This window comes from Micromonospora sp. ANENR4 (assembly GCF_015354395.1).
GTDB classification, from domain to species: Bacteria; Actinomycetota; Actinomycetes; order Mycobacteriales; family Micromonosporaceae; genus Micromonospora; species Micromonospora aurantiaca.
Genome location: NZ_JADKYQ010000010.1, coordinates 1 through 14,842 on the forward strand (window position 1 = coordinate 1; position 14,842 = coordinate 14,842).

The 14,842-nt window shown below is 71.7% G+C and carries 7 protein-coding genes; 3 read left to right on the top strand and 4 right to left on the bottom strand.

The window, feature by feature from the left end:
• Positions 1-30 precede the first annotated feature (30 nt).
• Positions 31-1,761, top strand: coding sequence for a cellulose binding domain-containing protein (locus IRY44_RS18440; RefSeq protein ID WP_194801546.1), 1,731 nt, complete (start codon positions 31-33; stop codon positions 1,759-1,761).
• A gap of 59 nt (positions 1,762-1,820) precedes the next feature.
• On the opposite strand, the gene IRY44_RS18445 is transcribed toward IRY44_RS18440, so the two are convergent.
• The gene (locus tag IRY44_RS18445) at positions 1,821-3,386 is read right to left on the bottom strand and encodes a polysaccharide lyase family 1 protein (RefSeq protein WP_194801547.1); all 1,566 of its coding nucleotides are present in this window, start codon (positions 3,384-3,386) and stop codon (positions 1,821-1,823) included.
• 331 nt (positions 3,387-3,717) lie between these two features.
• On the opposite strand from IRY44_RS18445, the gene IRY44_RS18450 reads away from it, so the two are divergent.
• A complete protein-coding gene (locus IRY44_RS18450; protein WP_194801548.1) occupies positions 3,718-4,932 on the top strand; it encodes a hypothetical protein in 1,215 nt (404 codons plus the stop codon).
• On the opposite strand, the gene IRY44_RS18455 is transcribed toward IRY44_RS18450, so the two are convergent.
• Positions 4,870-5,832, bottom strand: a complete 963-nt coding sequence (locus tag IRY44_RS18455) for a DMT family transporter (protein WP_194801549.1) — start codon at positions 5,830-5,832, stop codon at positions 4,870-4,872. The genes IRY44_RS18450 and IRY44_RS18455 overlap by 63 nt on opposite strands.
• 40 nt (positions 5,833-5,872) lie before the next feature.
• On the opposite strand from IRY44_RS18455, the gene IRY44_RS18460 reads away from it, so the two are divergent.
• Entirely contained in the window at positions 5,873-7,264 is a 1,392-nt protein-coding gene (locus tag IRY44_RS18460; protein WP_194801550.1) for a PLP-dependent aminotransferase family protein, read from the top strand.
• A gap of 241 nt (positions 7,265-7,505) precedes the next feature.
• Here the strand turns inward: IRY44_RS18460 and IRY44_RS18465 are convergent, their stop codons facing one another.
• Complete coding sequence (locus IRY44_RS18465) at positions 7,506-11,792, bottom strand: discoidin domain-containing protein (protein ID WP_194801551.1); 4,287 nt, start codon at positions 11,790-11,792, stop codon at positions 7,506-7,508.
• Between the two features lie 94 nt (positions 11,793-11,886).
• Complete coding sequence (locus IRY44_RS18470; RefSeq protein ID WP_194801552.1) at positions 11,887-14,745, bottom strand: discoidin domain-containing protein; 2,859 nt, start codon at positions 14,743-14,745, stop codon at positions 11,887-11,889.
• Positions 14,746-14,842: the final 97 nt, after the last annotated feature.

Consider the following 14,842-nt stretch of genomic DNA (forward strand, 5'->3'; position numbering starts at 1 on the left):
TCCGGCCGATCGAGGAGAGAGAGAGGTCCGATGAGAAGGCACAGAACGACCCGTACCGCGGTGTTGTCGGCCGGGGCCGTCCTGCTGGCGTCGACGGCGATGGCCGCGGCGCTGCCGGCCGGGGCGGCGGCCGCCGGCTGTGCGGTCACCTACGCCGTGTCGTCGCAGTGGCAGGGCGGCTTCGGCGCGAACGTGACTGTCACCAACCTGGGTGATCCGGTCAACGGCTGGACGCTCACCTGGTCCTACGCCGCCGGCCAGACCGTCACCCAGGCGTGGAACGCCACGGTGACCCAGAGCGGAGCGGCGGTCAGCGCCCGCAACGTCGACTACAACGGGTCCATCCCCACGAACGGCAGCACGTCGTTCGGGTTCAACGGGGCCTGGACCAGCAGCAACCCCGCGCCGACGAGCTTCGCGCTCAACGGGGTGACCTGCACCGGTGGCACGACGCCGACGTCGCCGTCCACCTCGCCGTCCACGTCGCCGACGAGTTCGCCGACCACCTCACCGAGCAGCCCGCCGCCCACCGGGGCGGCGGACATCACCGTCAACACCGCCAGCCGCTACCAGACCATCGACGGGTTCGGCGCCGCCGTGTCGATCTGGGGCGGCGCCTGGTCGACGGCCGAGACGCAGACGCTCGTCGGGCTCGGCCCCAACCAGCTCGGCCTGTCCATCGTGCGTACCGGCATCTCGCCGGTGTCCGGCGAGTGGGGAACCCAGGTCAGCGCGCTGCGCACGGCGAAGTCGTACGGGTCGAACGTGAAGATCATGGCGTCGCCGTGGACCGCCCCGGCGGCCTGGAAGACGAACAACAGCCGGATCAACGGCGGCAAGCTGCGCACCGACTACTACGACGACTACGCAGGCCACCTCAACAGCTACGTCCAGTACATGCGCAACCAGGGCGTGACGATCGACGTCACGTCCGTGCAGAACGAGCCGGACTGGCACCCGGACTACGACTCGATGGACTGGAGCGGCACCGAACTCCAGACCTTCGTGCGGGAGCAGGGCGCCAAGGTGCAGAACACCAAGCTGATGGTCGCCGAGGCGGTGAACCTGAACTACAGCTACACAGACCCGACGCTCAACGACGCGGCGGCCCGCAACAACATCGGCTACATCGGCGGTCACCTCTACGGCACCGAGGCGTCCGGCCGGCTGAAGCCGTACACGCTGGCGCAGCAGTACAACAAGCCGGTGTGGATGACCGAGTGGAACCTGCACGAGGCCGACGGCGGCGGCTCCAACATCTGGGGCAACCCGGCCAACGCCGCGGCCTGGAACGAGACGCTCGACGACATCATGCGCACCGTGCACAAGTCGATGGAGTCGAACTGGAGCGCGTACGTCTGGTGGTACGGCAAGCGCTACTACTCGTTCATCGGTGACGGCGAGTCCGCGTACGGCACCGTGGCGGGCGCGCCGCTCAAGCGCGGGTACGCGTTCTCGCAGTACGCGAAGTACGTGCGGCCCGGCTACCAGCGGGTCGCCCTGACCAAGAGCTCGAAGGCGTCGCCGCTGGAGGTGACCGCCTATTCCGGCGACGGGAAGGTCACGCTGGTGATCCTCAACCGGTCGACGAGCGCGGTGAACAACGCGATCATCCAGGCGCCGCAGAACGTCAGCCGGGCGGAGTACGTGGCCACGTCGCAGAACGCGAGCGCGGCGAGCCAGCCGGTCGGCGTGAACGGCAACCAGGTCACCGTGAACGTCGGCGCGCGGAGCATCTCCACCGTCGTGCTCACTCTCTGACCGGGGACACGAACAAGGGCGGGGGCGGCCGGATCGGCCGCCCCCGCTCGTGTGACCTGCTAGCTGGCGTACGTCTCGAACTCGCCGACTCTCGGCGTACCGCTGGAGCTGTTGATCTTGAAGTTGATCTTCTTCAGCGAGGTCGCGCCGAAGGTGATCTGGCCGGCCCCGCTGCCGGAGGCCAGCACCGCGCCGTTGTCGTTGTTGACGAGCTGCCAGGACCCGATCGAACCCGAGGTGCCCGACGGCTCGCGGATGACCACGCGGGACACGGTGGTGGCCGAGCCCCACTTGATCGAGACGGTGCCGGTCGACCCGGACGGCGACCAGTACGTGCTCAGGTTGCCGTCGCGCACGTTGCCGTAGCTGGTGCCGTCGGCCTTGCTGGACCCGTCCGCGCCGGCGCCGGAGAGCAGACTCAGGTTGGTCCCGCCGGACGGCGGCGGGGTGGTCGTCCCGGGCGGCGGCGTGGTGGGTGCGGGCGTGGTCGGCCCGGGCGTGGTCGGCGCCGGGGACTGCGGCGTGCAGTTGCCGTCGGACACCCGCAGGCCGGTGTTGGCGCCCGCCGTCTGCCGCACGATGTCCGGCACGCAGCTCGCCGCGTCGAGCCGGTACGAGTACGGAACGCTGACGGTGGTCGTGGACGTCACGTTCGGCCCCGCCGGGTAGTTGTCGCTCCCGGGCGAGGACCAGGTCACGTTGTCGAAGATGTTGCCACTGACCTGCCAGGTACCGCGCTCGCTGGTGTAGAACGTGCCGAGCACGTCCTTGGAGTTGCGGAAGTAGTTGTTGTCCACCTTGGCCCGCGCGCCGGCGCGGGAGTTGATGCCCGACTCGTGCAGCCCGGTGTAGTGGTTGTTGAACATGTGGGCGATGCCGCCGCGCAGCAGCGGCGTACGGGAGTCGATGTTCTCGTACAGGTTGTGCTCGAACGTGATGTAGCCGTTGCCGCGGTCGCTCTCACTCGATCCGATGAGGCCACCCCGGCCGGAGTTGCGCAGGATGCTGTACGACAGCGTCACGTACTGGGTGTCGTCCTTCATGTCGAACAGGCCGTCGTAGCCCTCCGACTCCCCGCCGGACGCCTCCAGCGTGACGTGGTCGACCCAGACGTTGCGGACGCTGCTCTCCATGCCGATCGCGTCGCCGCCGTTGGAGGTGGGCGAGCCGGACTTCTTGACGTTGCGCACCGTCACGTTGCGGATGATGATGTTGCGGGAGTCGCGGATGTGGATGCCGAGCTGGTCGAACACCGCGCCGCTGCCCACGCCGATGATGGTGACGTTGCTGATCTGCTTGAGCTCGATCACGCCGTCCGCGGTGTTGCAGCTCGATCCGGAGACCTTGCTGGTGTTGCCGTGGTTGATGGTCCCGGTCACCTCGATGATGATCGGGGTGCTGCTGCCGGCCCGGCCACACAGCGCGGCGTGGATGGCGGTGCCGGTCGTGGCGCGTACGGTCTGGCCGCCCGCGCCGCCGGTGGTGCCGCCGTTCTGGGTGGCGTAGCCGGTGGCACTTCCGGCCGCCGCCGACGCCTGCGGGGACGGCAGTACCACGGCGATGGCGATACCGACGGCCGCCGTGGCCAGTGCCGCGTGGAGTCGCAGCGCGACTGGTCTTCTCATGTCGCCTCATTCCTTTTTCGAGCATGCGGGAATTGCCGCCGAGCAGCGGCAGTCACCGAATGGGAATAATGAGGAGCCGCGACGCGATCAGGCGCGCCGCCAGCGAATGTGGTTCATCTGCGATGCCCGGCCCGCACATGAAACATCGATGTAACGCAATCGTATGAAAGCGCTTTCCAGGAAGGCAAGAGCTGGCGTTTGCAGGTTTTTTGCACTACTCCGGCCACCGGGCGCGGGAGGGCGCCGCCTTGACGGGACGCGAGATCGATGATTGCCTGCACCCCACCCTGGCATCGAAGTTTGTCTACCTCATGCCCCCACGAGGAGCGTCATGCCCCATTCCCGCAGGACCCGCCCGCTCGCGGCGGTCGCCGGCGTCGTCGCCGCCGTGTTGGCCGCCTCGCCGGCACCCGCCGCACCACTGACGGCCCCGGCGGCCACCGAGAACACGTGGAGCGCCGACCTCACTGCCGTCGACTCCGACGACGTCAACGTCCGCTGGACCGGCACGGAACTCCGCCTCGCCGACCCGGCCCACCGACCCGCGGCCCGGCACGGCATCGCGGCCGAGGGCACGCTCGTCGTCACGCCGCATTCGCTCGCCGTACCGGCCAACCGGGTCCGCGCCGACATCGTCGCGACACCCGGCCCCGACGGCGCCGTCGAGGTGGCGGCGCGCGGCTGGCGATCGGGCGCGTGGACCGAGTGGCGGTCCGTCTCCGGCGCGGCCGTCTTCGACCAGCCGGTCACCCGGGTGCAGATCCGGGTGGCCCTCACCGCCGAGCGGCCGTCCACCGCGCCCACCGTGCGCGGGGTCCGGCTCGTCGCCGACTCGGTCGCCGCCGTCACGGCCGCCACCCCGGGCCTCACCTACCGGGTGTACGCCACCCGCGAGGGCCTGGTCGGCGGCACCACCGCCAACGGGCACGTGATCGTCTCGCGGGACCACTTCGTCGCGCTGCCGTCGGCCCGCGGGCTCGCGCCGAAGAACAGCGGCGACTACACCGTCCGGGTCTGCACCACCACCCGCAGCCGCTGCGAGTACGCGCCGGTCTGGGACATCGGACCGTGGAACACCAGGGACGACTACTGGAACCCGAGCGGTGTCCGGGAGATGTGGAAGGACCTGCCGCAGGGCTGGCCCGAGGCGCAGGCCGCGTACCAGAACGGCTACAACGGCGGCCGGGACCAGTTCGGGCGCGTGGTGGGCAGCCCGGCCGGCATCGACCTCGCCGACGGCACGTTCTGGGACGGTCTGCTGCTCACCGACAACGCCTGGGTCGACGTCGCCTACCTCTGGACCGGCACCGGCACCCGGGGCCGGATCGGCAGCGGCCCGCTCAACATCCGCTCCGGTCCGAGCACGAGCAATCCCGTCGTCGGCCTGGCCGCCACGTACGCCGACGTGCCGATCGAGTGCTCGGTCACCGGCCAGTCGGTCAGCGGCCCGTACCGGACCACCAGCCAGTGGAACCGCCTCGCGTCAGGACACTTCGTCAGCCACGCGTACGTCTCCAGCGTGACGGGCACGATCGCGCCCTGCTGATGACGACCCGCCCGGGGCGTGCGCCGGCACCGCGCCGCCCCGGGTGCGCTGGATGAGCACCACGCAGGCCAGCACCGCGCCCGCCACCACCAGCGCGCCGGGCGTGACCGCCTCACCGAGCAGCACCGCCGACCAGATCAGCGTGAGCACCGGCTGGACGAGCTGGATCTGCCCCACCTTGGCGATACCGCCCCGGGCCAGCCCGGCGTACCAGGCGAAGAAGCCCAGGAACATCGACACCACTGTGAGGTAGCCGAACCCGGTCCAGGCGGCGGCGCCGCCCTGCGGCGGGTGGACGAGAGCGGCCACCGCCGTGACCGGCACGGTGACCGGGAGCGACAGCAGCAACGCCCAGCAGATCGTCCGGGCACCGCCGAGTTCGCGGGCCAGCCGGCCGCCCTCGGCGTACCCGAGTCCGCAGAGCACCACGGCGGCGAGCAGGAACAGGTCGGCGGCCGACAGGGCGCCGCGCATCGAGCCGCTCGCGGCGAGGAACGCGAGCACCAGCGCCAGGCCGGCGGCACCGGCGAGCCAGAACAGCGGCGGCGGCCGTTCGCCGGCACGCAGCACCGCGAACACGGCGGTCATGGCGGGCAGCACGGTGACGACCACGGCGCCGTGCGCTGATGTCTGTGTGGTGAGCGCGAGCGAGGTGAACAGCGGGAAGCCGACCACGACGCCTAGCGCGACGATCGACAGCCGTCGCCACTGGTCCCGGGTGGGGCGTGGCGCACCGGTCAGCCGCAGGTAGGCCCACGCGAGCAGCGCCGCGCCGACTGCCCGTCCGAACGCGACGAACCAGGGGTCGAGTGTGTGCACCGCGACGCGGGTGGCCGGCAGCGACATGCTGAAGGCCAGTACGCCCAGCGCGCCGAGGGCGATCCCGGCGCCCGGTCTCACCGTTACCGTCGTCGGTGCAGTAGCGCTACTCTGTTCCGTCATGAACGATGGTAGCGCTATCGACCGTGTGGTCCGGCATCTGGGTGCGCTGGCGGCTGACGCCGCGCCCGGCACGCGGCTGCCGTCGGTACGGGAGCTGACCGCGCACCATCACGTCTCCCCCGTCACGGTCGCCGAGGCGACCCGGCGGCTCGTCGCGGACGGGCTGGTCGAGACACGTCCGGGCCGCGGCGCGTACGTGGCGGCCCGCCGAGCCGACCCACCGCGGGCGGACCTGTCGTGGCAGACAGTCGCGCTCGGCTCGCGGCGGGGCGGCGAGGAGGAGATGCAGGCGCTGCTGGCGCTACCGCCGTCGGGCGCGATCCCGCTGACCGGCGGCTACCTGGACCCGGACCTCCAGCCGGCCGCCGCGCTCGGTGCGGCGCTCGCCCGGGCGTCCCGGCAGCCCGCCGCGTGGCAGCGCGGCCCGGTCGAGGGACGCGCCGACCTGCGCGCCTGGTTCGCCCGCGAGGCGGGTGGCGGCCTGCGCGCCGAGGACATGGTGATCTGCCCGGGCGGGCAGGCCGCGCTCTCCTCCACGCTGCGGGCGCTCACCGTCCCCGGGGACACGGTGCTGGTCGAGTCGCCCACCTACCTGGGCGCGCTCGCCGCCGCGCGCGCCGCCGGGCTGCGGGTGGTGCCCGTCCCCGCCGACACCGACGGGGTACGCCCCGACCAGCTCACCGCCGCGTTCGCCCGTACCGGCGCCCGCCTGTTCTACTGCCAGCCCTTGTACGCCAACCCGCACGGCGCGACCCTGTCCGCCGCCCGGCGTGGCGAGGTGGCGGAGGCGGTGCGCGAGGCCGGGGCGTTCTTGGTCGAGGACGACTACGCCCGCGACCTCGCCATCGACGGCGAGGCCCCGCCGCCACTGGCCGCCGACGACCCGGACGGACACGTCGTCTACCTGCGCTCGCTGACCAAGTCCACAGCGCCCGGCCTGCGCATCGCCGCGATCGGCGCGCGCGGGCCGGCCGGGGCGCGACTGCGCGCCGCCCGCCTGCTCGACGACCTCTTCGTGGCCGGGCCGCTGCAACAGGCCACAGTCGAATTCCTCAGCGCGCCGGCCTGGGACCGGCACCGCCGCAGCCTGCGCGTACAGCTGCGCGCCCGACGGGAGGCGCTGCTCGCCGCGCTGGACCGGCACCTGCCGTCGCTGACCCCGCGCGCCGTCCCGCGCGGTGGCCTGCACCTGTGGGTACGCCTGCCCGACAACACCGACGACGTAGCGGTGACAGCGGCGGCCGCGGCAGCGGGGGTGACCGTCTTCCCCGGCCGCCCCTGGTACGCGGCAGAACCCCCCGCCCCCCACCTGCGCCTGACCTACGCCGCCGCCGCTCCCGAGCAGATGGACGAGGCAATCCGCCGCCTCTCCACCACCCTCCCCCACTGACCGCGGCAACTGACGCCGCCGTCGATCTTGGACTTGTGGTGCCACATCTTGCCGGCTTCGCCCCCGCTATCAGAGGTGCCACAACTCCAAGATCGCCGCGCCGCCCCCACACCACCCCGCCCCCACTCCCGCGATCTTGCAGTTTGGTGCCCCTCGTACCAGGAGTAATCCGGCAGTGCAGGGGCCGAAAGTGCAAGATCGCGGGGGCGGAACCGGGCGGGGCGGGGCGGGCGGGGTCGGGTTAGTTGCGGGTGATGGTGAAGGTTGTTGTGGTGTTCTTGATGTCCTGGGCGTTGTCGGTCAGGCGGAGGTTCGTGAAGGTGGCCGCGCCGACGGCGGGGCCCTGACCTGGCTCGGGCATCTCGTTGACCCAGATGCCGAAGCCCGACTTCGCGTCGAACGCGTCGCCGCTGCGCCGCGCACCCGAGATCGACACGTTCGTCAGCACCGTGTCGGTGATCGGGTTCTCCGGCTGGCTGCCGTTGTACTTGGTCTGGAACATGATCCCCGAGTACGTCGGATCGACGATGTCCACATCGGTCACCCGGATGCCACGGAACTCCTTCGACGCGGAGAACAACCACATCGCCGGGAACGTCTGCGCGCCCCAGAAGTGCCCGCCGGACCGGATCAGCGAGATGTTCTCGAACCGGGTGGGCGGGCTGGCGCCGAACCCGACGAACGGGTAGCCGAAGTCCAGCGAGCTGATCGTGATGCCCGAGTACGTGAGCTGGTCGGCGATGTACAGGTTGCGGAACACGTTGTCGTAGCCGCCGTACACCGCCAGCCCGGCCGCCCGCCAGGTCAGCGTGGCGGTCAGGTTCTCGAACACGTTGCCGTGGTTGCCGCCGGAGCCTCCCTGGTCGGTGGCGGAGAACAGCGCGAACGCGTCGTCGCCGTTGGAGCGGCCCTCCGAGTTGGTGACCAGGTTGTTCGTGCTGCCGTTCGTCATGTTCACCGCGTCGGCGAAGGTGTTGCGGAACCGGCTGTCCCGGATGGTCAGCCCGTCCACGCTCACCCCCCAGTACGCGCAGACGGTGTGCTCCACCCAGACGCTGTCCAGCGTCAGGTCGTCCACGTCCTTCAGTTCGCCCCACACCTTGCCGGGACCGTCGATCCGGTTGGTGTAGTTGCCGAAGAACGCCAGGTGGGCGAACGTGGAGCCGCTGGCCGAGGACTCGACCCGGAAACCGGCGTCGGTGTTCTGCTGGTTGCGCGGCGTCTGGAACCGGGTGAACCACATGCCGGCGCCGACGACCTGCACCGCCTTGCCGTACACCTGGAACTTCTGCGCCGTCTCGTACGTGCCGGCGGGCAGGTAGACGCCGACCAGGGTGCCGGTGGTGTCCATCCGTACCGCGTCGAGCGCGTTCTGCACGTCGGCGTGGCTGAATCCGGTCGGCACCTTGTAGCGGGCCGGGTCGGGGTTGGCGCGCGGCGAGACCAGTTCGGTGTCGACGAAGTCGATCGCGTACGTGGTGCTGTTCGCCGGGTCCTTCTGGAGCCGGATCCGGCTACCGGCCGGGACTGTGGTGTCGAGCAGCACGTTCGCCTCGTCGTACAGGTGCCGGGGCGCGCCGGCGCTCGGCGAGTCGCTCGGCCCGGCCTCCGCGCCGTAGAGCCAGATGTGCTTCGAGGTGAGGCTCATCGGCTTGTGCAGCACACCGTTGACGTAGACGTTGATGGTCGAGTCGATCCCGCCGCCGCCCGGCGCGTCCGGGATGGAGAAGCGGGCCACCAGGGCGTTGGCCGCCGAGCGGGTGGTCCACTCGACGTACGCGCCGGTGGTGTTGAGCGTGACCGCGCGGCGGCCGGACGCCTCCCCGGCGAGGTCACCGATCGTGCGGTTCGGGCCGATCACCTGCGCGCCGCCGCCGGTCGTGCCGTCCTCTGCCTCGTACGCGTCGTACGGCAGGTTGGCGCCGCGGCCGACGAACAGCGACCGGTCGCTGGTGTTGTTCTGCCGCTTGACCGGCAGCTCGTTGGCGTCGTCGGCGAGCACCACCCGCACCGTGTACCGGCCGTTCGCGGCGGTCCAGGTGCCCAGCGACACCGGTCCGGCGCTGGCCCCGGCGGCGATCGTGCCGCTGTACGAGCCGGTGAGCGTGCGGACCACCGCGCCGGACTGGTCGCGCACCGTCAGCGTGACGCCGTGCGCGCCGCTCGCCGACGCGATGGTGCCCTGGTTGCGCAGCGTCACCGCGAAGGAGACGGTGGCGCCGGCGCTCGGCGTGCCGGGTGACCAGGTGACGACGGAGGCGACCAGGTCGGAGCTGGCGACCGGGCTGACGGTCAGCGGGGTCGGGCTGGTGTAGGAGTTGTTCGCCTCGTTCTGCTCGATCACCGCGTTCGACTCGTCGACCTTCGCGGTGAGCGGGTAGCTGCCGGCGTCGCGTACGCCGATGCTCGCCGAGACGGTGCTCGACGCGCCTGCGGCGAGCGCGCCGACGGCGGCGGTGCCGACCTTCGTCGTACCCAGGTAGAGGGTGACGGCGGTGGCGGTGGAGGTCGCGGTGCCGGCGTTGCGCACGGTGGCGGACAGCGTGATCGTGTCGGTCTCCACCGGCGCGGACGGCGACGCGGTGACGGCCGTGACGGTGAGGTCCGGGTTCGGTGCCGGAACGCCGATGACCTGGAGTTCGGCGACCTGGCCGTTGGAGGAGCCGGAGTTCGCGGTGAACTGGAGCCGGACGTCCGCGGCGGTCGCGGAGACCGGGACGGTCACCGTGTTGGCGCTGTTCGGGTTGAAGGAGTACGTGGCGGAGCCGGCCAGGCTGGTGAACCCGGACGCGGACTGCTCCCGCCCGAGCACCTGGAACGTCTGGGTGCGCGCGCCCCAGGCCGGGTCCGGGTTGAGCTTCACCACGACGGCGCTGATGGCGGCGTTGGCGCCGAGCGCGACGGTGAGCGTGCTCGGGTACGCGCCGGGCGCGCCCTCCCAGTACGTGGTGACGTCGTTGTCGACGGCGTTGGCGGCGGCGAACACGTGCACCATCGACGACGCGGTGGCGGGCTTGCCGACCGCCAGGTTGGTGCCACCGGACGTGCTGCCGGTGCGGGTGACGGTGTTGCTGTTCGCGGACACGTTCCCGGCGGCGTCGCGGGCCCGGACGTGGTACGAGACGGTGGCGCTGTCCGGCTGGCTGTCCGTGTACGTGAGCGTGGACCCGCTGACTGTGGTGCGCAGCGTGCCGTTGGCGTACACCTCGTAGCCGGTGACGCCGACGTTGTCCGTGGACGCGGTCCAGGTCAGCCGGATCTGCCCGCTCGCCGGCTGGCTGAAGGCCAGGGTGCCGGGCGCGGTGGGCGCGACCGTGTCCCCGGTGTTGCCGGTACGGGTCACCGTGTTGCTGTTCGCCGACACGTTCCCGGCCGCGTCCCGCGCCCGCACGTAGTAGGAGACGGTGGTCCCGGCCGGCTGGGTGTCGGTGTACGTCAGCGTGGAGCCGCCGACGCTCGTGCGCAGCACACCGTTGGCGTACACGTCGTAGCCGGTGACGCCCACGTTGTCTGTCGACGCGGTCCAGGTCAGCCGCACCTGGTCGGTGGCGGGTTCGGTGAACGCGAGGTTGCCCGGCGCGCTCGGCGCCTGGGTGTCACCGGTGGCCGGACCGTAGACCTCCAGCTCGGCGAGCTGCCCGGCGGGCCAGGCGCTGTTTGCGGTGAACAGCAGCCGCACGTACCGGGTGGACGCGGTGGGCACGGTGACTGTCACCGTGTTGCCGCCGCCCGGGTCGAACGCGTACGACGCGGAGGCGACGAGCGTGCCGAACGTGGAGCCGTTCGTGCTCCCCTGCACGGTGAGCGTCTGGGTGCGCGCGCCCCAGCCGGACGGCAGCCGCAGCACCAGCCGGTTGACGCTGGTGGCGACGCCCAGGTCGGCCTGGATCCACTGCGGGAACGCGTTGTTCGGGCTCTCCCAGTAGGTGGCCGCGTTGCCGTCGTTGGCGTTGCCCGCGCCGTACACGTCGGCGTGGCCGCTCTCGGTCATGGTCCGGCCGAGCGCCAGGTTGGTCGAGGAGGTGGCCGCGCCGTACACCTCCAGCTCGGCGAGCTGCGCGGCGGCCCACCCGGTGTTCGCGGTGATCACGACCCGCAGGTAGCGGGCGTCGGTGGCGGTGAAGCCGAGCGTCACGGTGTTGGCGGCGGCCGGGCTGAACGTGCGGGCGGCGGACGCGACGACAGTGGTGAAGCCGCTGCCGTCGGCGCTTGCCTGCACGGACAGCGTCTGGGTGCGGGCCTCCCAGGCGGCCGGGAGTTCGAGCACGACCTGGTCGACGGCGCGGCTGGTGCCGAGGTCGACCTGCGCCCACTGGGGCAGCGCGCCGCTGCTCTCCCAGTAGCTGCCCTGGTTGCCGTCGGTCAGGTTGGCCGCGACGTAGGGGCCGTTGACGCTGCTGGCGGTGGCGGTGCGTCCGGCGGCGAGGTTCGGGCCGCCGGCGGCGAGGGCCGGTGGGGCCGGGGCCGCGGTGACGACCAGGCCGACCGCGGCGAGCACCGCGACGATTCCGGTACGGAGTCTGGACATGGTGGACGGACACCTTCTTCCCGGGGGAGGTGGAGAGGCGTTCGGGGTGGGGTGCGGTGGCGCGGCGGGACCGGGGCGGCCCCGCCGCGCCGGGTCAGGAGGCGTACACCTCGAACTCGGACAGCTGGCCGGCCGGCCAGCCGGTGTTGCCGGTGACTGTCAGCCGCACGTAGCGGCGGTCACCGGCGGGCAGCGTGATCGACACGCTGTTGCCGCCCGCCGGGTCGAACGTGTAGCCCGCCGCCGCCTTCAGGGTCGAGAACGACGAGCCGTCGGTGGAGCCGAGCACCGCCACGGTCTGGGTACGGGTCTGCCAGGCCGCCGACGGGGGCAGCCTCAGCACCACCCGGGCGACCGGCCGGGCGCTGCCCAGGTCGACTGTCACCGACTGGGGGAAGGCGTTGTTGGCGCTCTCCCAGTAGGTGCTGGCGTTGCCGTCGACGGTGTTTGCGGCGCCGTACACGTCGGCGTGGCTGGTCTCCGCGACCGGACGGCCCGCCGCCAGGTTGCCGGCCGGCGGCGCGGTGGTGGGCGGCGCTGTCGTGGTGGGCGGCGGTGTGGTGGTGCCGCCGCCGTACACCTCCAGCTCGGCGAGCTGGCCCGCCGGCCAGCCGGTGTTGCCGGTGACGGTGACCCGGACGAACCGGCGGTCGCCGGACGGCAGCGCGATCGACACGGTGTTGCCGGCGGCCGGGTCGAACGTGTAGCCCGCCGCCGCCTTCAGGGTCGAGAACGACGAGCCGTCTGTGGAGCCGAGCACCGACAGCGTCTGGGTACGCCGTTCCCAGCCGGGCGGGAGCTTCAGCACCACCCGGTCGACGGCGCGCGACGCGCCGAGGTCGACGGTGAGCGACTGCGGGAACCCGTTGTTGGCGCTCTCCCAGTAACTGGCGGCGTTGCCGTCGACGGCGTTGCCGGCGGCGTACGTCTGGGTGGTGCTGGTGGCGGTCGCCGGCCGGCCCAGGGCCAGGTTCCCGCCGGCCGGCGGCGTCGTGGTGGGTGGCGCTGTCGTCGGCGCTGCCGTGGTGGTGGGCGCCGGGCTGGTGGGCGGCGGGCTGGACGGGCCGTTGCCCCACTGCGGCTGCGGCCACGGCCCGCAGTACGGGGTGGCCGTGTACCAGCCGGAGTTGCCGGCGCCCTGGGTGATCTGGAAGCCGCTGCCGACGCAGTTGTGGATCGGGTTGGACTGCGCGATGCCGGTGGCCCGCACGTTGGTGAACCGGACCTGGCTGGGCGCCTGCACCTGGAGCGCGTACGTGCCGGCGCCGTCGATGCGGACGTTGTCGAACGAGATGCCGCTGGTCTGCCCCTCGATCCAGTGCAGCGCCGCGTACGAGCTGTCCAGGATGTCGGTGTCGGTGACGGCGATCGTGGCGCCCTGGATCGGCTCGTTGAGCGCGGAGAACCAGATCGCGCCGACGCCGAACTGCCAGTTGTAGTCGGAGTTGCCGTTGCGGATCAGCGTGTTGCGGGCCACCGTGATGGTCCCGGCCACTGCTGTCGGCCCGGTGACGCCCGGGTAGCGGTTCGCGACGTGGATGCCGCCGCCGTTGGTGACCGAGTCGGCGGTGACGTTGTCCGCGATGGTGATGTCCCGCCCGCCGTATGTGACCAGGTGGTTGGCCAGGATCGTCACGCCGATGGTGTTGCGGGTGAAGGAGTTGCCGACGTTCGGCACGCTCTGCGCCCACATGGCCAGCGCGTCGTCACCGGTGTTGCGGACGAACGTGTTGGTGACCGTGGAGTTGGTGACGCCCCAGTGGAAGTTCACCCCGTCGGCGGTCTGGTCGAGGATGCGGCTGTTGCGGATGGTGAAGTTGTCCATCGGCCCGTCCATCCAGGCCCCGACCTTGGTGTGCTGCAACCACAGGTTGTCCACCACCGAGTTCGTCATCGCGCCGCCGATGGCGTTGACCTGGTCCTCGTCCACACGTTCCCGGATGTCGCCGATGATGGCGAAGTCCCGCAGCGTGACGTTGCGGCTGGGCCCACCGGCCTCGTGCGGGCGGATCTCGCCGGAGTAGCCGCCGCCCGGCACGTACTTGCCGTAGATGCCGGCGGCGCGTTTACGGTCGGTCGGGTGCCGGCCGCCGAGCACCGAGTACCAGGGGCCGGCGCCGCGCAGCGTCACGCCGTCGACCACCACGTGGTCCCAGAGCGTGAACGTGCCGGCCGGGATCCACACCGCCCGGCCCTGCGCCCTGCCGGCGTCCACGGCGGCCTGGAACTTCGCCGTCGAGTCGGTGGTTCCGGTCGGGTCGGCGCCGAAGTCGGTCACCACGTCCAGCACGCCGGACGGCTTGGTGATCGGCCCTCCGACCAGCTCGAAGTCGGCCAGGTCGATGGTGAACGTGGGCGACTGGGCGGTCGAGGAGACCTGGAGGCGGATCTTCGTACCGGCCGGGTAGGTGGTGCCGAACATGGTCCGGGTCTCGTCGTAGAAGTGGTGCGGGTTGGTGTCGCCCGGGTTGTTGTGGAACGGGTAGCCGCCGTAGTACCAGCCGTACCGGGAGGTGACCGGCACCGCCTTGACCAGGGTGCCGTCGGCGCGCAGGTCGATGGTGGCGTCGCGGCCGGTGCCGGCGGCGTTGTCCGGCAGGCTGTACCGGAACGTGACCGCGTTGGCGGGGGCGGTGAGCGTGAACTCGACGTACTCGCCGACGGCGTCGAGGGTGACCGCCTCCCGGCCGGACGCCTCGGACGGCAGCGTGCCGTAGCGCCGGTCGGGGCCGATCTTCGTGCCGGTGTGTGCGGCCTGCTCGGCCTCCTGCTCCCGGAACGGCACTGTGGCGCCGCGTCCGGTGATGTCGAACGGGGACAGTCCGGCGGCGGACGCCGGGGTGGCGGTCGTGGTGAGCGCCACGACGACGAGTGTCGAGGCGGCGAGCGCGGCGGCGGCCAGGGCGGCCACGCCGGTGGTGCGGTGGCGGTGCGCGGTGCGGTGCTCGGCCATGCGGGGTGTGCTCCCTTTCGTCGGTGGCCAGATCCCCCCGTGCGGCGTTGCCTCTCCTTCCTCCTCCCCAGGTGTGTCGCGCGGTGGCGGCCGGGAC

What these genes read in the sequence shown, in the direction of transcription:
- IRY44_RS18440 (WP_194801546.1), top strand. Translation starts at nt 31, where the DNA reads ATGAGAAGGCACAGAACGACCCGTACCGCGGTGTTGTCGGCCGGGGCC.
- IRY44_RS18445 (WP_194801547.1), bottom strand. Translation starts at nt 3,386, where the DNA reads ATGAGAAGACCAGTCGCGCTGCGACTCCACGCGGCACTGGCCACGGCG.
- IRY44_RS18450 (WP_194801548.1), top strand. Translation starts at nt 3,718, where the DNA reads ATGCCCCATTCCCGCAGGACCCGCCCGCTCGCGGCGGTCGCCGGCGTC.
- IRY44_RS18460 (WP_194801550.1), top strand. Translation starts at nt 5,873, where the DNA reads ATGAACGATGGTAGCGCTATCGACCGTGTGGTCCGGCATCTGGGTGCG.
- IRY44_RS18465 (WP_194801551.1), bottom strand. Translation starts at nt 11,792, where the DNA reads ATGTCCAGACTCCGTACCGGAATCGTCGCGGTGCTCGCCGCGGTCGGC.
- IRY44_RS18470 (WP_194801552.1), bottom strand. Translation starts at nt 14,745, where the DNA reads ATGGCCGAGCACCGCACCGCGCACCGCCACCGCACCACCGGCGTGGCC.